Origin of the sequence: Kitasatospora albolonga, from assembly GCA_002082585.1 — a bacterium.
GTDB lineage: Bacteria > Actinomycetota > Actinomycetes > Streptomycetales > Streptomycetaceae > Streptomyces > Streptomyces stephensoniae.
The window spans coordinates 3,518,088-3,543,730 of the sequence record CP020563.1; the positions used below are offsets into that span (position 1 = coordinate 3,518,088).

Below are 25,643 nucleotides of genomic sequence, written 5' to 3' on the forward strand. Positions count from 1 at the left end.
TCGGACCCACTCATGCCTGGGCCTCCATCACGACGCGCAGCGCCGCGATACCGCGGGAACCGTACGCCTTCACCGAGCCCAGCGAAACTCCCAGCGTCTCCGCGACCTGGGCCTCCGTCATGTCCGCGAAGTAGCGCAGCACCAGCACCTCGCGCTGGCGCCGCTGGAGCCCCTTCATGGCCTTGATCAGCGCGTCCCGCTCCAGCTGGTCGTACGCGCCCTCCTCCGCGCTCGCCATGTCCGGCATCGGCTTGGAGAGCAGCTTCAGCCCGAGGATGCGGCGGCGGAGCGCCGAGCGCGAGAGGTTGACGACGGTCTGGCGGAGGTACGCGAGGGTCTTCTCGGGCTCACGGACGCGGTTGCGCGCGGAGTGCACGCGGATGAACGCCTCCTGCACCACGTCCTCGCAGGACGCGGTGTCGTCCAGCAGCAGGGCCGCGAGGCCGAGCAGCGAACGGTAGTGGGCGCGATAGGTCTCGGTGAGGTGGTCGACCGTGGTTCCCGCTGCCACCGTCTCGTCAGCACTCCCGCGCTGCGAGGGCAGCTGGGCCGGGCGTGCAGCGGGCATGGGCGCGATCACCGGCATGCCGCCGGGCGCGCGGGGCCGCCGGAGCGGACGCATGCTCGCGCCCCGCAACGGGCCCACCACTGTGATGTCGAGAACCTCTGCCACGCCTGTTGGACACGCTTCCCCCCGTCAGGGTTGTACGCGTACGGCGCCACGTTCGACGCTGTGCGACATGCCCTCATACGTACCTGCTCTTCCCCAAATGCCCCGTAAACGCGTCTCACCCCGCAAGAAGTGACGGCTTAGACGCTGCCCGGCCGACGCGCGGTTGCAGAAGGCCGGGAGTTCATCGTCGGATATGACAACGCCCCAGCTCAAGAGGTTCAGACCAGGTAATTGCTCATAGGGCGTTCACAGATCCTACAAAACAGGTTCGATCAATACGAAGGCGATACGGAGGCGATACGGAGGCGATCCGGAGACGGTACAGCGGCGGTACGGAAGCGATCCGAGGGCTATACGGAGCGGTACGAAGGTGATCCGGGCCGATCGGAGCGGGCTCAGGCCCCACTCATGCCCGCCTCAGGCCAGGGTAATTTCCGCAGCCACGGATTCAGCGATCTGCGCCACGTTCAAAGCGGCACCTTTGCGGAGGTTATCGCCGCAAATGAACATTTCCAGGGCGCGGGGATCATCCATCGAACGCCGGACCCGGCCAACCCAGGTGGGATCGGTTCCCACGACATCGGACGGTGTCGGGAAATCACCGGACGCCGGGCTGTCGAAGAGGACGACCCCGGGTGCGGTCGCCAGGATCTCGTGCGCCCGGTCGACGGCGACCTCGTTCTCGAAGCGCGCGTGGACGGACATGGAGTGGGCGGCGATGACGGGTACGTACACACAGGTCGCGGTGGCCCGCAGCTCCGGCAGCCCCAGGACCTTGCGGCACTCCTCGCGGATCGCGAGCTCCTCGGACGACCAGCCGTCCCCGGCGTCGGTCCCGGCCCACGGCACGACGTTCAGGGCGACGGGGGCGGCGAACGGGCTGCCGCCGCCACTGCCCGCCGGACCTGCGCCGTCGCCCAGGGCCCGGCGTACGTCACCGGGGTGGGTGCCCAGCTCCGTACCGGCCACCAGCGACAGCTGTTCGCGCAGGGCCGTGACCCCGTCCCGGCCCGCGCTGCTGACCGCCTGGTAGGAGGAGACGATCAGTTCGCGCAGCCCGAATTCGGCGTGGAGCGCGCCGACCGCGACGATCAGCGAGAGCGTGGTGCAGTTCGGGGACGCGACGATGCCACGCGGTCTGAGCCGGGCGGCGTGCGGGTTGATCTCCGGGACGACCAGCGGTACGTCGTCGTCCAGCCGGAAGGCCGCCGAGTCGTCGATGACGACGGCGCCCTTGGACGCGGCGATCGGGGCCCAGTGGGCGGACACGTCGTCCGGCACCAGGAAGAGGGCCACGTCGATGCCGTCGAACACGTCCTCGGCGAGCGCGAGCACCTCGCTCTCCTCACCGCGCACGACCAGCTTCCGGCCGGCCGAGCGCGGTGAGGCGATGAGTCTGACCTCGCCCCAGACGTCCGCGTGCTGCGAGAGAATCCGGAGCATGACGCCGCCGATCGCCCCGGTCGCACCGACGACCGCGAGCGAAGGACGGCGTACGGTCATCGGCCGGTGCCCCCGTAGACGACGGCCTCGTCGGAGTCGCTGTCGAGACCGAAGGCGGTGTGCACGGCGCGCACGGCCTCGTTGACGTCGTCGGCACGGGTGACCACCGAGATGCGGATCTCGGATGTCGAGATCAGCTCGATGTTCACGCCCGCGTCGGACAGTGCCTCGAAGAAACCGGCGGTGACGCCCGGGTTGGTCTTCATGCCCGCGCCGACCAGCGAGATCTTGGCGATCTGGTCGTCGTAGCGGAGCGAATCGAAGCCGATGGAGCCCTTGGTCCGCTCCAGGGCGTCGATGGCCTTGCGGCCCTCGGCCTTGGGGAGGGTGAAGGAGATGTCCGTCAGGCCGGTCGACGCGGCGGAGACGTTCTGCACCACCATGTCGATGTTGACCTCGGCGTCCGCGATGGCGCGGAAGATCGCGGCCGCCTCGCCCGGCTTGTCCGGGACGCCGACGACGGTGACCTTGGCCTCCGAGACGTCGTGGGCGACTCCGGAGATGATCGCGTGCTCCACCTTCTGGTCCCCTTGCGGCTCGTTGCTGACCCAGGTTCCGCGCAGTCCGGAGAAGGACGAGCGGACGTGGATCGGGATGTTGTAACGGCGTGCGTACTCGACGCAGCGGTGCAGCAGCACCTTGGAGCCGGATGCGGCCAGCTCCAGCATGTCCTCGAAGGAGATCCAGTCGATCTTCTTCGCCTTCTTCACGACCCGGGGGTCCGCGGTGAAGACGCCGTCGACGTCCGTGTAGATCTCACAGACCTCGGCGTCCAGCGCGGCGGCCAGCGCGACGGCGGTCGTGTCCGACCCGCCGCGGCCGAGGGTGGTGATGTTCTTGCCCTCCTGGCTCACGCCCTGGAACCCGGCGACGATGGCGATGTTGCCCTCGTCGATCGAGGTCCGGATGCGGCCGGGCGTGACGTCGATGATGCGCGCTTTGTTGTGGACCGAGTCGGTGATGACACCGGCCTGGCTGCCCGTGAACGACTGGGCCTCGTGGCCCAGGTTCTTGATCGCCATCGCCAGCAGGGCCATGGAGATCCGCTCACCGGCGGTCAGCAGCATGTCGAATTCACGGCCGGCAGGGATCGGTGAAACCTGCTCGGCGAGGTCTATCAACTCGTCCGTCGTGTCACCCATCGCGGACACCACGACAACCACCTGGTTGCCGTTCCTCTTGGCGTCGACGACTCGCTTGGCAACCCGCTTGATGCCCTCGGCATCGGCTACGGAGGAGCCTCCGTACTTCTGCACGACAAGGCCCACGTGCGCTCCTCGCTCAGTCATTACTGCGGTCGGCTCAGTTTAACGAGCAGCCCGGAATCGACCCGTCCATACCAGATGGTGAGATGTCCCGCCCACTACCCGGCACGGCGTGTCGCCCCGGACTGCTCGTACGAGGTTGCTGCCCACCCAGGAGGAGCGCACTCCCCTTTGTGTCCCAGCCCACACCTTCGGGGCGGAATGCGCGAGCCGGGGGCGTCCGTCGGCGTACCCCCTCGCCCCTCGCCCCTTGCGCCGTTACGTCAGCGACTCCGCGTCGATGACCGGGGTGTTCTGCGCGGCGGCGACCCGCCACACCCCGTCGTCCTTCGCCAGGACATAGGTCGGGGTGCCGGGGACCGCCTCCGGGTGGGCGGCGATGAGCTCGGAGGGGTCCTCCCGGCCCCGGAAGATCTCGTCCAGGAACACGCCGTCGAGGCCGACCGGGCGCTGGCGGATCTTGACCGCGGCCACGTCGGGGCGGATGAAGAGGATGAGCTCGACGGTGTACGTGGCCTTCACCGGGGAGTCCGCCTGCGGCGGGAGCACCTTGCGGGTGAAGGCGGCGATCTCCGGCAGGCCGGTGAGCAGCTTGCCGTGGGCCGTCGTCCAGACGGCGTCCTCGCGGAAGCCGCCGAGGAACGCGTCGGGCAGCGCCTTCCGCTGGGCGTCCTGCACGGCCGCCACGAACGCGAGGATGGCGTCGACGTCCTCCTGCGGGGCGGGCACTCCGAGGACGGTGGGGGCGGCGGGGGCAGGGGTGCTGGTGCTCATACGGGTCTCCTTGCGCCGAGCGGGCCGGTCGGTCCGGCCGGGTCGACCCTCGGCCCTCAAGTGCGGTTGAGGTCAAGCGGCCCCCGGCGCATTGACCGGCTCACCCAACCGCCTTGACCTCAAGCCCGGTTGAGGTTCTAGCTTCGCCCTCATCGGGTGACGAGCCGAACGGGCAAGAGACGACCAAGAGGAGCGCGACGATGATCCTGGTGACCGGTGCGACCGGAAACATCGGCAGGGAGCTGGTCCGGCAGCTGCACGCGGACGGCCGTGGCCCCGGCGTCCGGGCGCTGACCCGGGACGCGGGGCGGGCCGAAGCCGTGGTGCCCGACGGGATCGAGGTGGCGGAAGGCGATCCGGGCCGCGCCGAGACGCTGAAGTCCGCGCTGGACGGGGTGCGTTCGCTGTTCCTGGTCGCGGAGTTCGGCGCCGGTTCCGGTGTTCTGGAGGCCGCCCGGGACGCGGGGGTGGAACACGTGGTGCTGGTCTCCTCCATCACCGCCGCGACCCACCCCCACCTGGGCCCGGCGCGGGAGAAGCTCGCCGCCGAGCGTCGGCTGCGGGAGAGCGGGACGGGGTGGACGGTGCTGCGGCCGACGCAGTTCGCCTCCAACACCCTCTGGTGGGCGGAGTCCGTACGGGACGAGTCCGCGGTGCGTGTGCCGTACGCGGACACCGGGCTGCCCACGATCCACCCCGCCGACATCGCCTCGGTGGCCCGCGCCGCGCTGACGGAACCGGGGCACCGGGGGCGTACATACCCCCTCACCGGCCCGGAGCGCATCACCCCGCGCGAGCAGGTGGCCGAACTGGGGCGGGTGCTGGGACGGGAGGTGGCCTGCGTGGGGATCGGGCGGGAGGAGGCGTACGGGCCGATGGCCGCGGCGATGGGGGCCGAGGTCGCCGACAGCGTCCTCGACCTGATGGGCGGCGATGTCAACGACGGGCTGCTGGCCGTGCACGACACCGTGGCCCGGCTCACCGGCTCCCCCGCCCGCCCGTACCGCCGCTGGGCCGAGGAGAACGCCGCCGCCTTCCGGTGAGCCGACGCCCTCGGTGGAGGTCGGCCTTCCGGTGAAGGACGCGGCCGGGCCGGGAGGGCGGAGCGCCGACCCCGGGAGGGCGAAGCGCCGGGCTCCGCCCCCGTGACGCCTGCGCCCCCTACTTCACCGGCCGCAGCCCCAGCGGCCCCGCGATCTCCTCCAGCATCACGCGCCCCGCCTCCTCCGCCAGGTCGTCCTCGCCCGGGTCCTGGTCGGTGTCCAGGCCGTCCAGCTCCGCCAGGGGCTGGCCGAGGCGGATGTGGGCGACCAGGGACTGGAGGGCGCGGAGGGTGGCGGAGGCGGTGGAGCCCCAGTTGGAGAAGTACGAGAACTGCCACCACCACAGCGCCTCGGCCGTGCGGTCCGCCTCGTAGTGGGCGAGGCCGTGGCTCAGGTCGGTGACCAGGTCGGCCAGGTCGTCGGAGATGCGGTGCGGGACCGGGGCCTTGCGGGGCTCGTACGGGTCGAAGACCTCGGAGTAGACGTCGATCGGCTCCAGCAGGGCCGCGAACCGCTCGCGCAGGCCGTCCGCGTCCGGCTCGGCGCCGAGGTCCGGCTCGTACCGCTCGTCGGGGAGGACGTCCTCGTACGCACCGAGGCGGCCGCCCGCGAGCAGGAGCTGCGAGACCTGGAGGAGCAGGACCGGAACGGCTTCTTCCGGCTCGTCGACCTTGGACACCTCGGTGACCGCGACGATGAACGTCTTGATCTGGTCCGCGATCTGGACGGCGAAGTCGCCCGGGTCCTGCGTGACGGAGTTCAGCGTGGCGTCAGACATCGAGGGGACCTCCCGTGGGCGCGGTCACAGACGGTGAAGCGGACGGCAGTACATCCGGTGCGAGCGGAAGGCGTACGGCGTCGGGGGCGTCAGACATCCAGCAGGCGCCTCCCCTCGAACGCGCGGCCCAGGGTGACCTCGTCGGCGTACTCCAGGTCGCCGCCGACCGGCAGGCCGCTGGCCAGCCGGGTCACCTTGAGGCCCATCGGCTTGACCATCCGCGCCAGGTACGTCGCGGTGGCCTCGCCCTCCAGGTTGGGATCGGTCGCGAGGATCAGCTCCGTGATGGAGCCGTCCGCGAGCCGGGCCAGCAGCTCACGGATGCGCAGATCGTCCGGGCCGACGCCCTCGATGGGGCTGATCGCCCCGCCCAGGACGTGGTAACGGCCCCGGAACTCGCGCGTCCGCTCGATCGCCACGACGTCCTTGGGCTCCTCGACCACGCAGATGACGCTCTGGTCGCGGCGCGGGTCGCGGCAGATCCCGCACTGCTCCTGCTGGGCGACATTGCCGCACACCGCGCAGAACCGGACCTTGTCCTTGACCTCCAGGAGGGCATGGGCGAGACGGCGTACGTCGGTGGGTTCCGCCTGGAGGACGTGGAAGGCGATCCGCTGCGCGCTCTTGGGACCGACGCCGGGCAGCCTGCCCAGTTCGTCGATGAGGTCCTGAACAACGCCTTCGTACAACGGAACGCCCTTCTTTCCTTCGCTTTCCGCTTCGTACCGTAGTGGGTACGCGGCGGTACCAATAGGCCCTCGGCGTCAGCTCCGGGCGGCCTCGGGCCGGATCAGAACGGGAGGCCCGGGATCGAGCCGCCGCCCAGGCCCTGCGCCAGCGGGCCGAGCTTCTCCTGCTGGAGCGTCTGCGCGTTCTCGTTGGCCGCCTGGACGGCCGCCACCACGAGGTCGGCGAGCGTCTCGGTGTCCTCCGGGTCCACGGCCTTCGGGTCGATCACCAGGCCCCGCAGTTCGCCGGAGCCGGTGACGGTGGCCTTCACGAGACCTCCGCCCGCCTGCCCGTCGACCTCGGTCCTCGCCAGCTCCTCCTGGGCCGCGGCGAGGTCCTGCTGCATCTTCTGGGCCTGCTGGAGCAGCTGCTGCATATTGGGCTGGCCACCACCGGGAATCACGGTCACTCCTGGCATTTCGACGACAAATGTTTCGGTAAGCCGAGCCTACGTGCTCCCCGGTCACCGCGCTCCACCCACCGGGGACCAACTCTTTCGGGTGAGATTCGGAAACCGCCGCGAGGTCCCTATACCTGACCAGCGGCCCCGTCCAGGCGGGAATCCCGCGATTTCGACTCCATGGCCCACCATTCGGCGGTAGGAAGAGCGTGCACAGCGATACGCATGCGCGCATGCATGGTGACGCAGAGTAATGTGTGGGGTCGTCGTCGGTCATGCGGACCGCTCCGCCCACACCGAGGCCGGCCCCGGGTGAGAGCGGCTCCGAGAACAGTTCGGGAGCGGCTCCGGGAGAAGCCCCGCGCGTCCGCCCCGTCCGTCGGAGTCGCGTCCGTCCCGTCCGTCAGAGTGCAGAGGAGTGCCCCGGTGAGTCAGCCGGAGATGCAGCCCGAGGGGCCGCCCCGCAAGGAGTCCGACGCGGGTTCCGGTGAGAGCGGAGCAGAGAATTCCGCTCCCGGCTCCCGGGCCGGTGCGGCGGCCGGGGGGCTCGGGGGCTCCGGCGCGGGCGGGCGTGATCTGACCGGGCGGCCCTTCCCCCTCGGCGACTGGGACGACCCCGCCGACCGGCTCGGTGAGCTCTACCGCTGGGTGGAGTCCGGGGCCCTCGCCACAGCGGACTGGTATCTCCACGACCGCGTGTGGAAGCGGCGGGGGGCCAGGGCCCTGCGGCTGGGCACCGCCGCCGGGGGCGTCGCCGGGGCCGCGCTGCCGCTGCTCGATCTGACCGGCACCTTGAGCGGGTCGGCGGGGTGGGGGTATCTGTCGCTGCTGCTGGGCGCCGCCTGCATGGCCTGCGACCGGTACTTCGGACTCACCTCCGGCTGGATAAGGAACCTCGCCACGGCCCAGGCGGTGCAGCGGCGGCTCCAGGTGCTCCAGTTCGACTGGGCCTCGGAGTGCGTACGGGAGACGCTCGGCCCGGCCGAGGGCACGGCGAGCGAGGCGGCCGAGCGGTGCCTGGGGGTGCTGCGGCGGTTCTCGGAGGACGTCACGGAGCTGGTGCGGTCGGAGACGGCGGACTGGATGGTGGAGTTCCGGGCGGGGCCCGCGCCGATGGGGACGCAGGCGCTGGTCTCCGGGAGCGCGGGCGGACGGGCGGAGCCGGGGGCGCTGCCGGGGCGGTTCGCGATGCCGTCGGTGGCCGCCCGGCCGAACATGCCCCGCCAGCGGCCTCCGGAGGCGCCGAGGTGAAGGGGTGAAGGGAGAGGTGGGCCGGAATCGGCTCGGCCCCAGGTGATCCCTCAGCTGAAGATGATCATCGAGCCCTGTGCCAGGCTCCTGGTGGCCGCCGCGTGCAGCCCCAGCCAGACATGGCGTTCCCGGGCGAACGGGCTGTCGTCGTACGGGATCGGGGTCGCCGGTTCCTCCAGGGCCGTGGGGCCCGGGGGCGGCTGGGGGGCGGCCGGGGGGTTGGCCGGGTCGATGCCGATGGCCGGGGCCACGTACTCCAGCTCCCGCAGCAGGCCGTGCGCGGAGCCCAGCGGGCCGCCGCCCGCCAGCAGCGCCTCGTTCGAGAGCGGGGCCGGGAAGTCCACCGGGACGTACGCGCCCGCGTGGTCGTAGTGCCAGACCAGGTGCGACTGCTGCGCGGTCTGCTCGAACATCTCCAGCAGCTGTTCGTAGTCGCCGCCGAGGCCCTCGACCGGGGTGACGGCGAGACCGCTCAGCTGGAGCAGGTAGGCGCGGCGCAGGAAGTGCAGGGCGTCGTAGTCGAAGCCCGCCACCGGGGCCACGTCTCCGTTGAGGCCCGGCATGTAGGCGAAGACGGGGACGGGCGGCAGCCCCGCGTCGTTCAGCGCGCTGTCGTAGACGGCGATCTCTTCGGCGAACGGGTTGTCGGGGCTGTGGCACAGCACATCGACGAGGGGGACCAGCCACAGGTCACAGGCCACGAAGTCTCGCTCTCCAACGGTTCGGGCGATCGTCGGAACAGCGTAATGCGAGGCGAACCCCGCGCACAGGGCCCCGGCACGGCCAAGGCCCGGTCAGGTCTCGTGGGCTCCCCGCGCCTCGCGCCCCTCCCCGGCCTCGCGCGCCTCCTGCGCCTCCAAGTGGTCCGCCCAGGCGAGGGCGTGGGCGTAGTACGCCTGCATCGCCGCGAGCACCTGGTCCCGGTCGCCGCCCGCGATCGCCTCGACCAGTTCCTCGTGCCCGAACCAGAGCACATGCTCGTCCGCGTGCTCGCCGCGCAGCCGGTGCACGGTGAACGCCCATGCCTGGACGCGGAGTTTGGTGAGGAAGGCGGTGATGTACGGGTTGAGGACGAAGGCCCCGAGCTCCCGCCAGAAGCGGAGGTCGTACCCGATCAGTACGTCGAGGTCGCCGCCCTTCGCCGCGCGGACCGCCTCCGCCGCGCGGCGCCGGATCGGGCCGAGCGCCTCGGGGCGGACGGACACCTGGTCGGCGGGGCTGCGGAAGATCCCCTCGACGACGAGGGAGCGGGCCTCGACCATCGCCCGGTAGTCCGCGGTCGTGAACTCGTGGACCTGGAAGCCGCGGTGCTGGTCCGAGGAGAGGAGCCCCTGCGCGGAGAGGTCGAAGAGCGCCTCGCGGACGGGCGTCGCGGAGACGCCGTACTGTTCCGCGATCTGCTTGACGGTGAACGCCCGGCCCGGCCGGAGTCGCCCGGCCAGCACTTCGTCGCGCAGCGCGTCGGCGATCTGCTGGCGCAGCGTACTGCGGGTCACACCTCCGCTCGGCACCATGGGCGGCCCTTCCCGTTCGTCTGCCGTAGGTCGGCTCGGGTCACCCTAAGCCAGGGCCCCGCCGTGCCCGGTTTCGGGCAGGGCGGGGCCCTGGAATGTGCGCGAGAGTGCCCGGACGCTCACAACGTGTGTTCGCGGCCGACTGCTGAGCCGCGTGGCCGCGCTGCACCGTGTGCTCGTGGACGGCTACCGCGCCGCTACACCGTGTGCTCGTCCGCGACCGCCAGCGCGATGTCCAGCGCCGCCAGCCCTTCCTTCGCCTCGGCCTCGGTGACGTTGCAGGCGGGGACGGCGTGGGTGCGGTTCATGTTGATGAACGGCCACAGGCCCTGCTTCTTCGCCGCCGCCCCGAAGGCCGCCATCGGCGCGTTCGCCTCGCCCGAGGCGTTGTACGGGACGAGCGGCTCGCGAGTCTCCCGGTTCCGTACGAGCTCCAGCGCCCAGAAGGCGCCGAGGCCCCGCACCTCGCCCACCGAGGGGTGACGTTCGGCCAGTTCGCGCAGGCCGGGGCCGAGGACGGTCTCGCCGATCCGGGCCGCGTTCTCGACGACCTTCTCGTCCTCCATCACGCCGATGGTGGCGACGGCCGCCGCGCAGGCCAGCGGGTGGCCGGAGTAGGTGAGGCCGCCGGGGTAGGGGCGGGTCTCGAAGGTCGCGGCGATCTCGGCGCTGATAGCGACGCCGCCGAGCGGTACGTAACCGGAGTTGACGCCCTTCGCGAAGGTCAGCAGGTCCGGTACGACGTCGAAGTGGTCGGCGGCGAACCAGGCACCGGTACGCCCGAATCCGGCCATCACCTCGTCCAGCACGAAGACGATCCCGTACCGGTCGCAGATCTCGCGCACGCCCGCCAGATAGCCGGGCGGCGGGGTCATGATCCCGGCCGTACCCGGGACCGTCTCCAGGATGATCGCGGCAATGGTGGCCGGGCCCTCGAAGGCGAGGGTGTCCTCCAGGTGCTGGAGCGCGCGGGCGCACTCCTCGGCCTCGGTCTCCGCGTAGAACGGCGAGCGGTAGAGGAAGGGCGCCCAGAAGCGGACGACCCCGGCCGAGCCGTTGTCGGAGGGCCAGCGGCGCGGGTCGCCGGTGAGGTTGATCGCGGTGGAGGTGGCGCCGTGGTACGAGCGGTAGGCGGAGAGCACCTTCGTACGGCCGGTGTGCAGCCGGGCCATGCGGATGGCGTTCTCGACGGCCTCGGCCCCGCCGTTGGTGAAGAAGATCTTGTCCAGGTCGCCCGGGGTGCGCCCGGCGATGAGGCGTGCGGCCTCGGAGCGCGCCTCGACCGCGAACGCGGGCGCGAACGTGGCGAGTTTCCCGGCCTGCTCCTGGATCGCGGCGACCACGGTGGGGTGCTGGTAGCCGATGTTCGTGTAGACGAGCCCGCTGGTGAAGTCGAGGTAGCGGTTGCCGTCGTAGTCCCAGAAGTAGGACCCCTCGGCGCCGGCCACGGCGAGCGGGTCGATGAGGCCCTGGGCGGACCAGGAGTGGAACACGTGGGCGCGGTCCGCGGCCTTCACGGCCGCACCGGCCGCGGGGTCGGCGTACGGAACACGAGGGGCATGAGGGGTCATGCGGCGAGCGTAGGCGCTGGTGGGGGGTGTGCTCCATGGCCATGTTGTACGGCGTCGGGCGCGGGGATCGGCAGGGTGTCGGGTCCGGGGCGGGGCCCATCCCATTGACAGCATGCTGCCTTCATGACAGGATTCTGTCATCTACTCAGGGAGGCCGTCATGGGCAGCACCAGAACCGTTCACCTCGCCGTGTACGACACGCTCGCCGACTGGGAGACCGGGTACACCACCGCGTTCCTCGCGCAGAACGGCTACACCGTGCGGACCGTGGGCCCGGACCGGGAGCCGGTCACCACCATGGGCGGGCTGCGCGTCCAGCCCGATCTGGCGCTGGCCGAGCTGCGGCCCGAGGACAGCGCGCTGCTCGTCCTGCCCGGTGCCGGGCTCTGGGACGCGGGGGACGAGCTGGCCCCGTTCGCCCGTACCGCGCGCGCCTTCCTCGACGCGGAGGTGCCGGTGGCGGCGATCTGCGGGGCGACGGCCGGACTGGCCCGCGAGGGGCTCCTCGACGACCGGGCGCACACGAGCGCGGTCTCCTTCTACCTGGCGGCCACGGGGTACGGAGGCGGCGCGCGGTACGTGGAGGCCGACGCGGTGACGGACGGCGGGCTGATCACGGCCGGGCCGACGGAGCCGGTGGCGCTGGCGCGGGAGGTGTTCGGGCTGCTGGGGGTGTACGGACCGAAGAAGCTGGACGCGTGGTACCGGCTGTTCCACGGCTCGGACCCGAGCGCGTACGAGGTGCTGGAAGGTGAGGACGAGGGATGAGCGGTGGTGACGGGCTGCCTTCGGAGCAGGAGCTGCTGAGCCGGAGCGCGCTGGCGGTGTTCCGGCTGAACGGCCAGTTCCTGGGCGTGGCCGAGGAACTGGCCCGGCCGAGCGGACTGACGGCCGCGTGGTGGCAGGTGCTGGGGGCGGTGCAGGTCGAGCCGCTGCCGGTGGCGGGGATCGCCCGGGCGATGGGGATCACCCGGCAGAGCGTGCAGCGGATCGCGGACCTGCTGGTGGAGCGGGGTCTCGCGGAGTACGTCGAGAACCCGGCCCACCGCCGCGCGAAGCTGTTGCGGGTGACGGACGCGGGGCGCGATGCGGTGGCCCGGATCGGCCCGCCGCACGCGGAGTTCGCCGCGCGGCTGGCGGGGGAGCTGGGGGCGGAGGGGTTCGCGGAGACGGTGCGGGTGCTGGAGCGGTTGTCGGGGGCGCTGGACGCGGTGGCCCGTTCCAGCCCGTCCGGCGGGGTCGGCGCCGACCTTTAGCCCGGGCGGGGGCCACCCAAGCCCGTCCGGCGTTTGAGGACGGAACCCTTGCCCTGGTGGGGGCGCGCCTGACTGCCGGGCTCCCCCGGGGCGCCGCCCCTGCCCGCGCACCGGACCCGCGCTCCCCGGTTCCGTCCTCAAACGCCGGACGGGCTGAAGGTGTCCGCCCTGGGCCGGAGGGAGGGCGCCCGGGCGGGCTGAGGCTTGGTGGAACCGGGGCCGTGGCGGGGTGAGTCGTAGAGGGCGGCGGCAGGCCCCGGGGCGGCGGAGCTATCCTCGTGCGGGCCACCCGGGGGAGGAAGCGCACCATGGATCAGCTCAGGCCCGACGACCCGCACCGCATCGGCGCGTACCGCCTCCTCGGCCGGCTGGGCGAAGGCGGCATGGGCCAGGTCTTCCTCGCCCGCTCCGACCGGGGCCGTACCGTCGCCCTCAAGCTCGTCCGCCGCGAGCTCGCCGAGCAGCCCGAGTTCCGCGCCCGCTTCCGCCAGGAGGTCCGCGCCGCGCACCAGGTCGGCGGCGCCTGGACCGCCCCGGTCCTGGACTCCGACACCGAGGCCGCCGTCCCCTGGGTCGCCACCGGCTATGTCGCCGGGCCCTCCCTGCACCGCGTCGTCTCCGGCCGCCCCGGCGCCCCGGTCGCGGAATCGGGGGCGTACGGGCCGCTGCCGATACGTTCCGTCCAGCTCCTCGGCTCCGGGCTCGCCCACGCCCTCCAGCACATCCACGGCGCCGGGCTCATCCACCGCGACCTGAAGCCGTCCAACGTGCTGCTCACCATCGACGGCCCCCGGGTCATCGACTTCGGCATCGCCCGCGCCCTGGAGTCCCTGCCCGACGGCGATCTGACCCGCACCGGCTCGATGATCGGCTCGCCCGGGTTCATGGCCCCGGAGCAGGTGCGCGGGGAGCGCGTGACGCCCGCGTGCGATGTGTTCTGCCTCGGCTCCGTGCTCGCGTACGCGGCATCCGGCCGCCTCCCCTTCGGTACGGCCGACAGCGGCGGGGTGCACGCGCTGATGTTCCGGATCACCCAGGAGGACCCGGACCTGACCGGAGTCCCGGCGGAGCTGACCGGGCTCGTACGGGAGTGCCTGGCCAAGGACCCGGCCGCCCGGCCCTCCACCGACGAGCTCCTGGCCCGCCTCGGCGAGGCGCGGGCGGACGAGCCCTGGCTCCCGGCCACCCTCATCGCCCAACTGGGCCGCCAGGCGGTGGGGCTGCTGGACGCGGAGGACCCGGAGCAGCCGACGCGCCCCGGCACCCCTCCCGCCTCCGTCCACGCGCTCCCCACCCAGGTCGCCCCGGTGCCCGCGCCGCCCGCGCCCGTCACTCCCCCGCCGACCCCGACCCCACCGCCGTACGCGCACCAGCCTCAGCACCAGCCCCCGTACGGCCAGAGCTACGGCCCCGGCCCGGCGTACAACACCCCGCTGCCGCCCGCCTACTTCGCCCCGGCGACCGCCCCCACGCCCGTGCGCCGGTCCGCCGGGGCGACCGTCGCGCTCGTCGCCGTCGCGATCGTGGTGGCGATAGGCGCGGGCGGGTCCGTGTACGCGTTCATGAACAACAAGGGCGGCGATACGCCCACCCCCGGCCCGTCGGCCTCCGCCTCGACCGGGAGCTCCACCGAAAACTCCGCCGGAAGCTCCACCGGGAGTTCCACCGGCGCTTCCGGCGAGACGACGGGCACCGACGACGAGGGCGGGGTCCCCGGCGACTACCTCGGCACCTGGACCGCCTCCCTCCCCGGCGAGCGGGGCGCGTCCTCCCGGGAGCTGACCATCCGCCAGGGCGACGTCGGCGACCAGGTCCTCTCCCTCACCGCCAAGGGCCCCCTGGCGCTGGGCGCCACGTACCACTGCGAGTTCACCGCGCCCCTGGCCGCCCGCCCCGCCGCCGGTGAACCGGTCAGGATCGGTCCCTCCACCGTCTCCGTGGGCAGACCGGCCTCGTCCTGCGCCCCCGGAAAGGCCACCGAGCTGACGCTCCTCCCCGACGGCACCCTGCGCCGGGCGACGATCGGTTCGGGCGAGACCGTGACCTACACCAGGTCGGACTGACCTCTACACCAGGTCGGACCGATCGGACCGAACGGACGGCGCTCCCGCCACCGGGACGGGCATCCGCCGCCGCAGCGCCCCCGTGAGCAGCGCCGCACCCCCCAGCAGCACCAGCACCACGATCATCGCCGCGCGCAGCCCCACGTGGTCGGCCAGGAAGCCCAGCGAGGGCGGGCCGACCAGGAACGCCGCGTACCCCGCCGTCGAGACCGCCGCGACCCGGGCCGAGGCGTCCCGCTCCCCCGCCCCTTCCCCCGCCGCCGAGATCGTCACCGGGAACCCCAGCGAGGCGCCGAGCCCCCACAGCACGACGGCCGCCCCGGCAAGCAGCGCGCTGGACGAGAAGACCACCAGCGCCACGCCCACCGCCGCCACGACCGCGCTGGCCCGGACCACGGCCGCGGGCCCGTACCGCACGAGCAGCGGCCCGCCCGTGAACCGGCCCGTCGTCATCGCCACCGCGAACAGCAGGAACGTCAGCGAGCCCGCCGTCGCGCCCGTCCCGTGACCGTCCACCATCAGCAGCGGCAGCCAGTCGTTGGCGGAGCCCTCCGCGAACGCCATGGCCAGCACGATCAGCCCGATCAGCACCAGCCGCCGGTCCCGCCAGACCTCCAGCTGGGCCCGCCACCCACGGCCCCGCTCCCCATTGACGGACCCGCCGTCCTCGCTGCCGGAATCGCCGTCCCCGCAGCCCGCATCGCCGTCCTCGCGCCCCGTACCCGCCGGAACGGCCCGTACGGTCCACACCCCGGCCGCCGCCACGGCCACGGCGACCCCCGCCAGGTGCCAGCCGACCGGGAACCGTACCGCCGTCAGCCCCATCCCCAGCAGCGCCCCGACCACCGTCCCGAGGCTGAAGCAGCCGTGCAGCACCGGCAGGACCGGGCGCCCCACGGTCCGCTCCACGGCGGCGCCCTCGATGTTGAACGCCACCTCCGCGAGCCCCAACCCGGCCCCGAACAGCGCCAGACCGGCGAAGACCCCGCCGGACACCTCCAGCGCCGCGCCCCCGGCCATCACCAGCAGCCCGGCGACGAGCAGCCCCGCGCCGAGCGCGATCACCGGCCGCCCGCCGTGCCTGCGTACGAGACCGCCGGAGACCAGCACCCCCGCCATGGAGCCGACGGAGAGCCCGAACAGGACCAGCCCCATCGAGCCCGTGGAGGCGTCCAGCGCATCCCGCACGGCGGGCGTCCTCGCCACCCAGGACGCCAGGCTCACCCCGGTGGCGAGCATGAAGAGGAAGAGCGCGGTACGCCAGCGGCGGGTGCGGGCGTCGATGACCGGCGTGGGCTTCATGGGGAGGGCGCCTCGGCAGACGGGAGAGGGAGGAGGAGAAGGCTTGAGCGTACGAACGTACACCTCAAGCGTACGTTCGTACACGCTCTCTGGGTGCAAGGGGCGCTTCTCCGCGTCCCGGAGACCTCGGGTGGTGACCCGGGAGGCGAGCGGGATCGCGGCGAGGGTGAGTCCGACGGCCGCGGCGACGAAGGTGGCGCGGATTCCCACGCCACGTCCGAGCAGGCCGCCGCCGAGGGCACCGAGGGGGACGACGCCGAGGACGATCAGGCGGTAGGCGGCGGTGACGCGGCCGAGGAGTTCGTCGGGGACCGCCGCCTGGCGCAGGGTGCTGACGACGATCTGGTTCAGCGAGGAGGCAAGGGCGGCGCCGAACAGGGCGGCCAGGGCCAGGGGCGTGCTGCCACCCAGCCCGAGGACGGCGTACCCGGCGGCCGGGGCGAGGGCGGCGAGCCAGGTGGTGGGGCCGCCCCCGATACGGGGCACGATGTGCTCGGCGAGCAGCGAGCCCGCGATCGCACCGGCTGCGGGGACGGCGATGAACAGGCCGTAGCTCGACAGGGGCAGTTGGTACGGGCCGGTGATCAGCAGCACGAGCAGACCGCCGGTGGCCGCGCCGAAGAAGTTGATCGCCGCCGAGATGAACGCGACGCGGCGCAGCAGGCCGTGGCGCCAGAAGTGGACCCATCCGGTACGGATGTCCTGGGCGATGGTGGCCGGTTCGGCACGGTGGCGCTCGTGCTCGTGCTCCTCGCCGGAGGTGCGCAGTGCGGGCAGCAGCAGGGCCGCGAGACCGGCGAGGGCGAACGCCGCCGCGCCGGTGTAGAAGGCCGCCGACGCCGCCAGGGCGAACAGCGCCGCCCCGGCGGGCGGACCGACGAACGTGTTGATGACGGACTGGGTGGCGAACAGCCTGCCGTTGGCGCGTTCGAGCTTCTCGCGGGGCAGGAGACGGGGCGGGATGGCCAGGGCGGCGTTGTCGACCATCGTCTCGGCGCAGCCCGCGATGAACACGGCGGCGTAGAGCAGTGCGACGTGCCGCCATCCGCCGGTCAGGGAGAGGGCGAGCAGCGCGAATCCCGCGGCGCGCAGCCCGTTGCCGAGGACGAGTATCCGGCGCCGGTCCATGCGGTCGGCGAGCGCCCCGGTGGGGAGGGTGGCGAGCAGCCAGGGCAGGAACTGCGCCACCGTCGCGCCCGCCACCAGGAGCGGGTCACGGGTCAGCGTGGCGACGAGCAGCGGTGCGGCTGCCTGCAGGACCCCGTCGCCGAGGTTCGAGGCCGCCTGGGACGCCCACAGCGCGGTGAACGGTCGGGGGGCGGCGACGGGCATGGGCGTCTCCTCGCGGTGATCTCATGGGTGATGGGCCGATGAGGCATGATGCCCAGAGGATCACCTCACATGCAATAATGCTTTTGCCTGTGAGAGCCACCTCGCGGGCGCAACGCCTTCGCGGAGAGGAGAAGCCGATGGCGAGGTTCGGCCATATCGCGGGCGACCACATGCTCGACCTGGTGAACACCGTTGCCTGGCGGCTCGGCGGGCCCGAACGCACCGAGTCCCTGAGGACCTTCTCCGACGTCATCGAGTGGTGCGCGGAATCTGACCTGATCAGCGCGGACGAGGCCACGACCCTGCACGGCCTGGCCGCCCGGGACGGCGCCCGGGCCGAGCGGGAACGGGACCGGGTCGCCGAAGCCCGCGAGAGGGCCTACGCGACCCTCCTGGACGGGGACCCCAAAGCCGCCGCGGACCTCGCGGGCATGTACCGGGCGGCGATCGCCGCGGCCGACCTGGTCCACGCGGGCGACCGCTGGCAGTGGCAGGACCGGGACACCGGCCTCCACCTGCCCCGCCACCGCATCGTCCGCGGACTCGTGACCCTCACCCAGCGCGACGACCTCGACCGCCTCCACCAGTGCGAGGACGCCAAGTGCGGCTGGGTCTACCTCGACACCTCACCGCGCCGTAACCGCCGCTGGTGCAACACGAAGGACTGCGGCGACCGCAACCGCGCCCGGGCCTACTACTCCCGGCAGAAGGCGAAGAGGGACCAGCCCTGATGCGGCCGGGGCTCCGGGATCTCCACGCTCCTTCCCGTCGGGCGCCCCGGGCGAACCCCTTCGTGCGACTTCCCGCAGGCGCCCCCGCCCCTCCCCCGAGCCCTATGCTGCGAGGGAGGAACAGGCCGAACGAGGAGGCGCCGGGTGGCGACAGGGCGCATCGATCCCGATCGGCGGGACCGCATCATCGACGCGGCGCTGGACCTGATCGCCGACGAGGGCGTCGCGGGGATGTCGCACCGCAAGGTGGCCGCCCGGGCCGGGGTGCCGCTCGGGTCGATGACGTACCACTTCGCGAGCATGAGCGAGCTGCTCCACGAAGCGTTCACCCGCTTCTCCGGCACAATCGTCGCCGTCTTCGAGGAGCGTCTCGACGCCGCCACCACCCCCGACGAGGCCCGCGAGGCCGTGACCGATCTCGTCCACCACCTCTCCAGCGGCAACCAGCGCGAGCTGGTCCTCACCCACGAGCTCTACACCCTCGCCGCCCGCGAACCCGCCTACCGCGAGCTCACCCGCACCTGGATGAGCCGCAGCCGGCGCGCCCTGGAATGGCACTTCGACGCCTCCACCGCCCGCCAGCTCGACGCGCTGATCGAGGGGCTGTCCATCCACCGCGCCCTGGAGACCGAGCCCCACGACCGCGCCCTGACCGCCGAGGCCATCGCCCGGATCACGGCGGTGCCGCAGGGCTGATCGGGAGCGGAGCCGCAGGACAGATCGGCGGGGCCTCCGGCAACCCCGTCGGCACCGACGACGAGGGCGGGCTCCCCGCCGACTACCTCGGCACCCGGACCGCCTCCCTCCCCGGCGAGCGGGGCACGTCCTCCCGGGAACTGACCATCCGCCAGGGCGACATCGGCGACCAGATCCTCTCCCTCACCGCCGAAGGCCACCGAGCTGACGCTTCCCAACTGCGGACCGGCAACGCACCCCGCGCGATGGCCACCTGGCGCAACCTCGCTATCGGACCCCTCCGCACGGCCGGAGTGAAGAACATCGCGGCAGGTCTCCGCCGCAACGCCCGCGACCCTCGCCGACCCCTCTCGCTCCTCGGCCTCGGATGACCACGGACCGGACGTCATGCGACTACGCCGAAGCCCTGCCCCCATCGAGCCCCGCACGCGATCAATAAAGCCGCCTTCTCCGAGATAGCATGATTCTGGATCAGAAGCGTGAGGCGTATCGACAGGAGGGTGCATTCACTTGCGTGACAAGAATCGCAGCGATGGCGCAGGCATGGCAGTCCTGGGGTGCGGATGGATTGCCATAGCCATAATTTCCACAACGATCGGGCTGACAATCGCCGACCATGTGCACGAGGACCCGGACAAGGGTGGAACCATCAAGTTCGCATTTTCAGCCCTTGGTATAGCACTCGGGGGCGCGTGGGTGATTTTCCGAGTACGCGCACATCGCAGGCGATGACGGGCGTGCCGAAGATTCCCTCGTCGGCACACCCGTCAGGCTGACACCTGAAGCCGATAGCTAGCTCACTTGCATTTGAACGTCTTGGCGGGCCCGTTGATCATGTTCTGCCCGAACCACGTTCCGTTCTTGTTCTTCAGCTGCCGCAGCAGTGCAGCCGCCCTGTACTGCTTCTTGTCGTTGGCACTCCAGGCGCGGCAGGTGTAGTTGGGGATAACGGTTACCAGCTTCTTGTTCTTTTCCGCCTGGACGTAACCCGCTACACCCACCCAGATGCCACTGCCCCGGTACTGCTGGACGTAGGCACCGAGCGCCCCGTCGCCGGCCTGGTCACACTGAAGTGAAGTCGAGGCGAAGACATTGGGGGTGCGGTTGGCGATGAAGAGGTTGTTCCAAGTGACCTTGCACTTGGGACGCGCCGCTGCTGCGGCCGCAGCAGGCGCGAACGCCGACGCCGACGGCTTGGCCGTTGCGCCTGCTCGACCGATCTCCATCACGCCGTCGTGCTTCGCGGCCAGCGACCGAGCCGCATCGGTCAGTTCGCCGATGGCGATGGGGGATTCCCCGTTGAAAGTGGTCGAGTCCCAGAAAGTCAGCACACCGGCCGGACTCAGCACGCCCACGCGATTGCTCTGCCCGTCGCTGACGACGGCAAGCGTCCCACCATCGGGAAGAAGCTGCGTCTTTACGGATTCTTCGTCGTCCGCGAAGACCGATTTCGGTACGTCCTTGTCGACCTTGACGCGCGTCACGGTCAGACGGTTGTTCCCGTCTCCATCAACGAGATGGAGCGTGAGCGTGCGATCCAGCCCCTCGTACACCTCTGCGATCGGCGCCCCGGCGAGACGAAGCCCCAAGGCCGCAGCGATATCCGCACCGAAAGCCTCTACATCACTCCCTGCGGCCTCGTAGGACTGCCCCGTCGTTACTTCCTCGCCGGAATCCCCGGAAATCTTCGCGCTGTCAACGATCCCCACCGCAGGGTTCTCCTCGGCGACCGCTGATCCAGGATTCACCACCAAAGATCCAGCCAGCACGATGCCGCCGAGTACCGATATGTAGCCTCTGCCGAAACGAGTCAACTTTTCAGTTCTCCCCTGTTTGAGCAAGGCTGGTCAGCCTGCCCAGAACGATTTGATGAGCGACCCGCGGTCGACGTCCCGGGCCAGAAGAGCTCTCGAAAGCCGACCTTGATCAACTCATGGTCGAGAATCAGCATTGATCACCGAAAAGCAACTGTAAAGAAATATCACCTTTTCGGACATAAGATGACCGAAAACCCTCATCACCTCCATAAAATGCGCCAACCTGCGGATCAGTTGGCCGAAAAGGCGCCACGACGCCCGGGTTTGCGCTCGTTCTCGGTCGGTGTCATCCGCACCGACCCCGACCCGGCATTTCCTCGCCCGCCGGGAGCGGAGCCGCAGGACAGATCGGCGGGGCCGCAGAGCGGATGGGGGGCGGCGGAGGAGCGTCGGCGCCGAGGGGTCGGTATGTGCCTGATTCCGATCCTGAGCTGTGGTTCTACCCAGGTCAGGATGCGAACGGGGATGGCTCCGGGGACTCCGACGGCGGCGTCAGCCGTTCCGCTGAAGGCCCGCCTGACCTTACAGGCACAACGCTCCCTAGGATGGGGGCAGTTGCGGCCTCGGCATGGCGCAAGTGCCTGATGAGGGGAATGGACATGACCGGGTTCGAGGACAGGCTTGTGGCCATGCTCGCCGGCCTCCGCGAAAACGAGGCCGTCACGGTGTACGACGCGGAGGAAGGCCCCCTTGCCACCTGGCTCGCCGGGCCCGAGCACGCGCTTGAGGTGATGGAGAAGGCCGCTGGGCTGGCCCTCGCCCCGTCCATGGTCGGCAATTTCCACCGGTACGGCGTCCTGGGCTGCTACTGGAGGGCGACCGAGGACACCACCCTCGGCGGTGAGTTCGGGCTCAACCATCTGGTGAACGCCTGCGTGGGCTCGGTCCCCCGCACGATATCCGAAGCGGACTGGCCGACGTCGGAGCGTGGATACAGCGGACTGGTTGCCAACGTCTCCGAGGTCTATATGCCGGAGGTCGACATGGAGGGCGAGCTCACCGAACTCGTCCTCCACGGCTTCGACGGCAACGTTCACACGGGGGACGGCGCGATCGCCGGGTTCAGGGCCGAGGACGGCGTCGTCCTCGACATGTCCGGGCACCCCGAGATCTGGTACTCCGTCAACACCTCCGGCACTGTCGTACGCCTCGGCCTCAGCTACCCCGAGTACCTGGAGACGCTGCTGCTCACCAGGGGCCTGCACGGCTGGCAGTACCTGTTCGCCGATCCGCACGACCCAGGCTTCCCGGAGTACTTCCACCTGGACATCGGCCGCCACCTCGACTTCATCGCGCGGGCCTTCCCCCGCGACGACTTCTCCGCGCTGCGGGCGCGGCATGAAGCTTTCACCCGAGCCCGCAAGGACAACTGACCAGGGCCGCAGGGCACGCCACGTGCAGCCGGTGTCCACGACAGAGCGGATCGCGTCCACGATCTCCCGGCGGAGGTGCTTCTCGGGACGGCCGCCCGCCTTCGCCGCGCAGGCCAGTGTCGGCAACAGGGGCTCGATCAGGGCCCATTCGCCGCCCCAGACGTTGGAGGGGTAGCGGCGTTGCGGTCACGGCGCCACTGCCTGGAACGACATGCCGCCGAGCAGTACACAGCAGCGGGCCGTGCGTCCGGCCTCAGCCGTTCACTTGCCGTAGCGGAAACTCGTCTCTTTCCATCACGGAAACCATCCACTACTCTTTCCGTCATGGAAACTCACGGGGTACCGCCGACGCCGGAGCAGGCCCGTTCCGCCCTCGCCGACACCGAGCGCGTCCGGGCCTCCGCCACCGCGCTGTCGGCCACCCCCTGGCCGAACTGGTTCTTCGTCACGCTCACGCTCTACCTCGCCGCACTCCCGGTCATCTACGGAGGCTCCCTGGCCGACCCGGACTGGCTGCTGCCGCGCCCCGCCTGGACGGGCATCATGCTGGCCGGTACGGCGGTGTTCATGGCGCTCTTCGCCCTCGCGGCCCGGGGCTGGCGCGAGAAGACCGGGGTGGCTCTGCGGCTGGACGTGCTGCCGAAGCGGGCGACCGTGCCCCTCATGGCCGGCCTGCCGGTGGTGCTGGTGGGAGCGGCCTTCGCGTTCCGCGCCACGGGGTGGGCGGTGTGGCTGGTCGCGGCCTCGCTGATCGGCGCCGCCGCCTCCGTCGGCTTCCACCTCGCCTTCGTACGCCTGCACCGGAAGGCCCGGGAGACCGCGTGAGCGCCGAGACCCGTGACCCGCTGGAGGGTTTCGACGCCACCGTCCACGCCCCGAACCGGCTACGCGTCTGCGCCCTGCTGGACACGGCAGGCGAGGCCGAGTTCGGTGTCGTACAGATACAACTCGGCCTCTCCGCCTCCGTGTTGAGCAAACACGTCAGCGTGCTGATGGACGCCGGTTACGTCGAGCAGCGCAAGGCCGTCCGCGACACCCGCCAGCGCGTGTGGCTCCGCCTGACCCGACGGGGGCAGGACGCCTACCAGGGGCACCTTGCCGCCCTGCGGGCGATCGTGGGGCCGTCGTAGGAGCAGAAGCAGGAGCAGAAGGCCGCAGCCGCTACCCGCTCCCGTCATAGCGGCCCCAGCACCTCTCGCGGCTCGGCCGACAGCTCAAGGGCTTCGAGCACCCTGAGCAACTGCCGTTCCTCGTAGCGGAAGTGGTTCTCCATGATCGCGGCAATGCCCTCCAAGTGCTGATCGAGCTCCTCTGGCGGCGCGGCCCGCTCGACCGCCGCACGGAGGCCGCCGAGCAGGTGGGCGATCATCGAATGGTCCTGTTCGAGCGCTCGCAGCACCGGGCGCAGCTCCGGATGGGCCGCCGCGATGGCCGGGAACAGGCTGCGGTCCTCGCCCTGGTGGTGGCCGTCGAGAGCCGCGCAGAAACCGTGGCAGTACAAGAGCAGTTCACGGGTGGCCGACTCCCCCGGGGTGCCGTCGGCGAGGGACGTACGGGTCAGGTGCAGCGCTTCGCGCAGTCGGTGGTGCACCTGACGGAGTTCTTGGCTCCAGGCGACAAGCCTGGTCGTCTCGCGCTCAGTCACGCGAGGACGAAGGGTGCGACGAGTGCATCGTCGTTCTCCTTCGGTCCGGCGCCTCCATGCCTGGCACGGTCTGCCACCGGCACGCGACGCGGCCCACAGAGTAGCGCAGCCCTCGCCCCGACGACACCCCCACCGTTTCGGCCAGTTATCTCGGATTGCTCCCGGAAGGCGCGGGACGAGCGGAACGATGAGACCCGTCCGCCGTTCCCCCATCCATCCGTCCAGGAGGAAGTAGCCCCCATGCCGGACGTGCCGGACGTGCTGGACGCGTTGGGGGACCGGCGGCTGCGGCTGCTGGCCGCGATGGCCGACGCGGGTCTGTGGCCGGACGACTCGCCCTGGGTCCGGCGGGCCATGGAGGCCGTACCCCGGGACCGCTTCGCCCCCGAGACCGTCTGGAGGTGGACAGGACAGCGGTACGAGGCCGTGTGCCGGGCCGAGGCGCCGGAGGCGTGGGGCGGCGAGGTCTACCCCGATCCGTACGGCTCGACCGTCACCCAGGTCACCGACGGCCTGCCGACCTCCAGCATCTCGTGCGCCGCCATCGTGGCGACCATGCTGGACTCGCTCGTCCTGGAACCCGGACACCGCGTGCTCGAACTGGGCACCGGCTCCGGCTGGAACGCCGCCCTGCTCGCCGAGCGCGCCGCACAGGTGACCAGCGTGGAGATCGACACCGGGCTCGCCGCTCACGCCCGGCAGCGCATCCAGGCGGCCGGGCCCGGGGGTCACGTCCACGTCATCACCGGGGACGGCGACGGCGGACCACCGGGAGATGCCGTTTTCGACCGGGTGATCTCCACCTACGCCGTGGAACACGTGCCGTGGGCGTGGGTGAAGCGCACACGGCCGGGCGGCCGGATCGTCACGCCCTGGGGGCACACGGGGTGCGTCGCGCTCACCGTGGCGCAGGACGGCATGTCGGCGACCGGCTGGATGCAGGCACCTGCCCGCTTCATGCCCACCCGTCGCGCCGGGCGCCCACCCCTGTCGTTCGAACGCGTACGGGGAGGGGGCGGGGGCGTACCGGCCGAATTCACCAAACCCGTACGGGAGTTGTCCCACCCCGATGTGCTGTTCGCCCTGCGCGTGCTGCTGCCGGACGTACGGATCGACACCTCGACCGGGGCCGACGCACAGGCCGTGGCCCGGGTCAGCGACGGCCACTCCTCCTGGGCCGTCCTCGAAGAGGCGAGCGCCCTTCGCGGCGGGCAACGGGACCTGGTCCAGGAGGTGTTGCGCGCCTGGCGCGTGCGGGAAGAGCGCGGGGCGCCCGGGATGTACGACTTCGGGCTGCACCTCACCCCCGACGCGCACCACACCTTCACCGGCGACGATCCGCACGGCCCCGGCTGGACACCGCTGGGCCGATAAAAGGCCCGGAGCCGGGGCCGTACGGGCACGTTCCGTACGGGTCAACGGAACAGGTCGTACGCCGCGTTGAACAGGATCAGCGTGTGCACGAACCGCCCCGGGGACGTCGGCGGGTTCCGCCACAAGAGCGGCCAGGTCCGGCCCTCCAGCGCCGGTACGGGCACGTAACTGATCCGGCCCGTCTCCGAGTTGAACGTGGTGACCTCGCGCGGCCAGGGGCGGTGCGCGGTCGACCCCGGCGGTACGAGGAAATAGACCCCGCGCCGCCCGCTCGCCTCGGCGACCATCGGGCCAGGCTCACCCACGATGATCTCCTCCATCCGGCGCGCCAGCCGCCTCCCGTCCTCACCGTCGACACGGACGGCGTCGAATTGCACGCCCGCCTTGCGGAGGTGAAATCCCGAATCCGGGACCCACGCGATTTTCAGGTTGCTCTTTGATGCGTTCACAGGACGATGGTGACCTGGATCACCTAGCGTTATCCATGGCTGGCGAGGCTCGTCGCACACCCGTTGACCTGCGCGAACTTCGCTGTTGGGCAGTTGATTTCAGC

Annotated in this window: 25 protein-coding genes and 1 pseudogene; 10 read left to right on the forward strand and 16 right to left on the reverse strand. The window is 71.3% G+C overall.

What is annotated here, in order from left to right:
* Positions 1 to 10 precede the first annotated feature (10 nt).
* The 4 genes from B7C62_15170 to B7C62_15185 all read right to left on the reverse strand — a co-directional run bounded on the left by B7C62_15170 (position 11) and on the right by B7C62_15185 (position 4,215).
* Complete coding sequence (locus tag B7C62_15170; GenBank protein ARF77179.1) at positions 11 to 568, reverse strand: SigE family RNA polymerase sigma factor; 558 nt, start codon at positions 566 to 568, stop codon at positions 11 to 13.
* Between the two features lie 522 nt (positions 569 to 1,090).
* Positions 1,091 to 2,176 carry an aspartate-semialdehyde dehydrogenase gene (locus B7C62_15175; protein ARF73454.1) on the reverse strand — a complete coding sequence of 362 codons (1,086 nt, stop codon included), beginning with the start codon at positions 2,174 to 2,176 and terminating at the stop codon, positions 1,091 to 1,093.
* A complete protein-coding gene (locus B7C62_15180) occupies positions 2,173 to 3,444 on the reverse strand; it encodes an aspartate kinase (GenBank protein ID ARF73455.1) in 1,272 nt (423 codons plus the stop codon). Before B7C62_15180 ends, B7C62_15175 begins: the two co-directional genes overlap by 4 nt.
* A 255-nt stretch (positions 3,445 to 3,699) precedes the next feature.
* Positions 3,700 to 4,215 (reverse strand): NAD-dependent epimerase, encoded by a 516-nt coding sequence (locus B7C62_15185; protein ID ARF73456.1) that lies wholly within the window; start codon positions 4,213 to 4,215, stop codon positions 3,700 to 3,702.
* Between the two features lie 200 nt (positions 4,216 to 4,415).
* Here B7C62_15185 and B7C62_15190 point away from each other — a divergent pair, with 200 nt between their 5' ends.
* Positions 4,416 to 5,258 carry a capsule biosynthesis protein CapD gene (locus tag B7C62_15190; protein ID ARF73457.1) on the forward strand — a complete coding sequence of 281 codons (843 nt, stop codon included), beginning with the start codon at positions 4,416 to 4,418 and terminating at the stop codon, positions 5,256 to 5,258.
* 118 nt (positions 5,259 to 5,376) lie between these two features.
* On the opposite strand, the gene B7C62_15195 is transcribed toward B7C62_15190, so the two are convergent.
* From B7C62_15195 to B7C62_15205, 3 genes are all read right to left on the reverse strand, one after another.
* Positions 5,377 to 6,036: a DUF5063 domain-containing protein gene (locus B7C62_15195; GenBank protein ID ARF73458.1), complete on the reverse strand. Its 660-nt coding sequence runs from the start codon at positions 6,034 to 6,036 to the stop codon at positions 5,377 to 5,379.
* 89 nt (positions 6,037 to 6,125) lie between these two features.
* Positions 6,126 to 6,725, reverse strand: a complete 600-nt coding sequence (locus tag B7C62_15200) for a recombination protein RecR (GenBank protein ID ARF73459.1) — start codon at positions 6,723 to 6,725, stop codon at positions 6,126 to 6,128.
* A 101-nt stretch (positions 6,726 to 6,826) separates the two neighbouring features.
* A complete protein-coding gene (locus B7C62_15205; GenBank protein ARF73460.1) occupies positions 6,827 to 7,168 on the reverse strand; it encodes a YbaB/EbfC family nucleoid-associated protein in 342 nt (113 codons plus the stop codon).
* 423 nt (positions 7,169 to 7,591) lie between these two features.
* Between B7C62_15205 and B7C62_15210 the strand changes: the two genes are divergently transcribed.
* A complete protein-coding gene (locus tag B7C62_15210; GenBank protein ARF73461.1) occupies positions 7,592 to 8,416 on the forward strand; it encodes a hypothetical protein in 825 nt (274 codons plus the stop codon).
* 50 nt (positions 8,417 to 8,466) lie between these two features.
* On the opposite strand, the gene B7C62_15215 is transcribed toward B7C62_15210, so the two are convergent.
* The 3 genes from B7C62_15215 to B7C62_15225 form a co-directional block, all read right to left on the reverse strand.
* Positions 8,467 to 9,117: a hypothetical protein gene (locus B7C62_15215; protein ARF73462.1), complete on the reverse strand. Its 651-nt coding sequence runs from the start codon at positions 9,115 to 9,117 to the stop codon at positions 8,467 to 8,469.
* A 93-nt stretch (positions 9,118 to 9,210) separates the two neighbouring features.
* A complete protein-coding gene (locus tag B7C62_15220) occupies positions 9,211 to 9,930 on the reverse strand; it encodes a GntR family transcriptional regulator (protein ARF73463.1) in 720 nt (239 codons plus the stop codon).
* 197 nt (positions 9,931 to 10,127) lie between these two features.
* Positions 10,128 to 11,501 (reverse strand): aspartate aminotransferase family protein, encoded by a 1,374-nt coding sequence (locus tag B7C62_15225; protein ARF73464.1) that lies wholly within the window; start codon positions 11,499 to 11,501, stop codon positions 10,128 to 10,130.
* A 159-nt stretch (positions 11,502 to 11,660) separates the two neighbouring features.
* On the opposite strand from B7C62_15225, the gene B7C62_15230 reads away from it, so the two are divergent.
* From B7C62_15230 to B7C62_15240, 3 genes are all read left to right on the forward strand, one after another.
* Positions 11,661 to 12,269, forward strand: coding sequence for a glutamine amidotransferase (locus tag B7C62_15230; protein ARF73465.1), 609 nt, complete (start codon positions 11,661 to 11,663; stop codon positions 12,267 to 12,269).
* Entirely contained in the window at positions 12,266 to 12,757 is a 492-nt protein-coding gene (locus B7C62_15235; GenBank protein ARF73466.1) for a MarR family transcriptional regulator, read from the forward strand. The genes B7C62_15230 and B7C62_15235 overlap by 4 nt, the downstream gene beginning before the upstream one ends.
* A 308-nt stretch (positions 12,758 to 13,065) precedes the next feature.
* Positions 13,066 to 14,820 (forward strand): serine/threonine protein kinase, encoded by a 1,755-nt coding sequence (locus B7C62_15240; GenBank protein ARF73467.1) that lies wholly within the window; start codon positions 13,066 to 13,068, stop codon positions 14,818 to 14,820.
* Positions 14,821 to 14,823: 3 nt separating this feature from the next.
* On the opposite strand, the gene B7C62_15245 is transcribed toward B7C62_15240, so the two are convergent.
* Together B7C62_15245 and B7C62_15250 are read right to left on the reverse strand one after the other, a co-directional pair.
* Complete coding sequence (locus tag B7C62_15245; protein ARF77180.1) at positions 14,824 to 16,122, reverse strand: hypothetical protein; 1,299 nt, start codon at positions 16,120 to 16,122, stop codon at positions 14,824 to 14,826.
* Positions 16,123 to 16,176: 54 nt separating this feature from the next.
* Positions 16,177 to 17,454 (reverse strand): annotated as a pseudogene (locus tag B7C62_15250) (MFS transporter).
* 137 nt (positions 17,455 to 17,591) lie between these two features.
* Here B7C62_15250 and B7C62_15255 point away from each other — a divergent pair.
* Together B7C62_15255 and B7C62_15260 are read left to right on the forward strand one after the other, a co-directional pair.
* Positions 17,592 to 18,185, forward strand: a complete 594-nt coding sequence (locus B7C62_15255) for a hypothetical protein (protein ARF73468.1) — start codon at positions 17,592 to 17,594, stop codon at positions 18,183 to 18,185.
* Between the two features lie 144 nt (positions 18,186 to 18,329).
* Positions 18,330 to 18,881: a TetR family transcriptional regulator gene (locus B7C62_15260; protein ARF73469.1), complete on the forward strand. Its 552-nt coding sequence runs from the start codon at positions 18,330 to 18,332 to the stop codon at positions 18,879 to 18,881.
* Positions 18,882 to 19,678: 797 nt separating this feature from the next.
* Here B7C62_15260 and B7C62_15265 read toward each other — a convergent pair.
* A complete protein-coding gene (locus tag B7C62_15265) occupies positions 19,679 to 20,590 on the reverse strand; it encodes a hypothetical protein (protein ARF73470.1) in 912 nt (303 codons plus the stop codon).
* Between the two features lie 338 nt (positions 20,591 to 20,928).
* Positions 20,929 to 22,212, reverse strand: a complete 1,284-nt coding sequence (locus tag B7C62_15270) for a hypothetical protein (GenBank protein ARF77181.1) — start codon at positions 22,210 to 22,212, stop codon at positions 20,929 to 20,931.
* Between the two features lie 183 nt (positions 22,213 to 22,395).
* Between B7C62_15270 and B7C62_15275 the strand changes: the two genes are divergently transcribed.
* Positions 22,396 to 22,896 (forward strand): hypothetical protein, encoded by a 501-nt coding sequence (locus B7C62_15275; protein ARF73471.1) that lies wholly within the window; start codon positions 22,396 to 22,398, stop codon positions 22,894 to 22,896.
* The gene (locus B7C62_15280; protein ID ARF73472.1) at positions 22,893 to 23,201 is read left to right on the forward strand and encodes a MarR family transcriptional regulator; all 309 of its coding nucleotides are present in this window, start codon (positions 22,893 to 22,895) and stop codon (positions 23,199 to 23,201) included. The genes B7C62_15275 and B7C62_15280 overlap by 4 nt, the downstream gene beginning before the upstream one ends.
* A 44-nt stretch (positions 23,202 to 23,245) precedes the next feature.
* Here the strand turns inward: B7C62_15280 and B7C62_15285 are convergent, their stop codons facing one another.
* Positions 23,246 to 23,716, reverse strand: coding sequence for a cation-binding protein (locus B7C62_15285; protein ID ARF73473.1), 471 nt, complete (start codon positions 23,714 to 23,716; stop codon positions 23,246 to 23,248).
* A 240-nt stretch (positions 23,717 to 23,956) separates the two neighbouring features.
* On the opposite strand from B7C62_15285, the gene B7C62_15290 reads away from it, so the two are divergent.
* Positions 23,957 to 25,090 carry a methyltransferase type 11 gene (locus tag B7C62_15290; GenBank protein ARF73474.1) on the forward strand — a complete coding sequence of 378 codons (1,134 nt, stop codon included), beginning with the start codon at positions 23,957 to 23,959 and terminating at the stop codon, positions 25,088 to 25,090.
* 41 nt (positions 25,091 to 25,131) lie between these two features.
* Here the strand turns inward: B7C62_15290 and B7C62_15295 are convergent, their stop codons facing one another.
* Positions 25,132 to 25,518 carry a hypothetical protein gene (locus B7C62_15295; GenBank protein ID ARF77182.1) on the reverse strand — a complete coding sequence of 129 codons (387 nt, stop codon included), beginning with the start codon at positions 25,516 to 25,518 and terminating at the stop codon, positions 25,132 to 25,134.
* Positions 25,519 to 25,643: the final 125 nt, after the last annotated feature.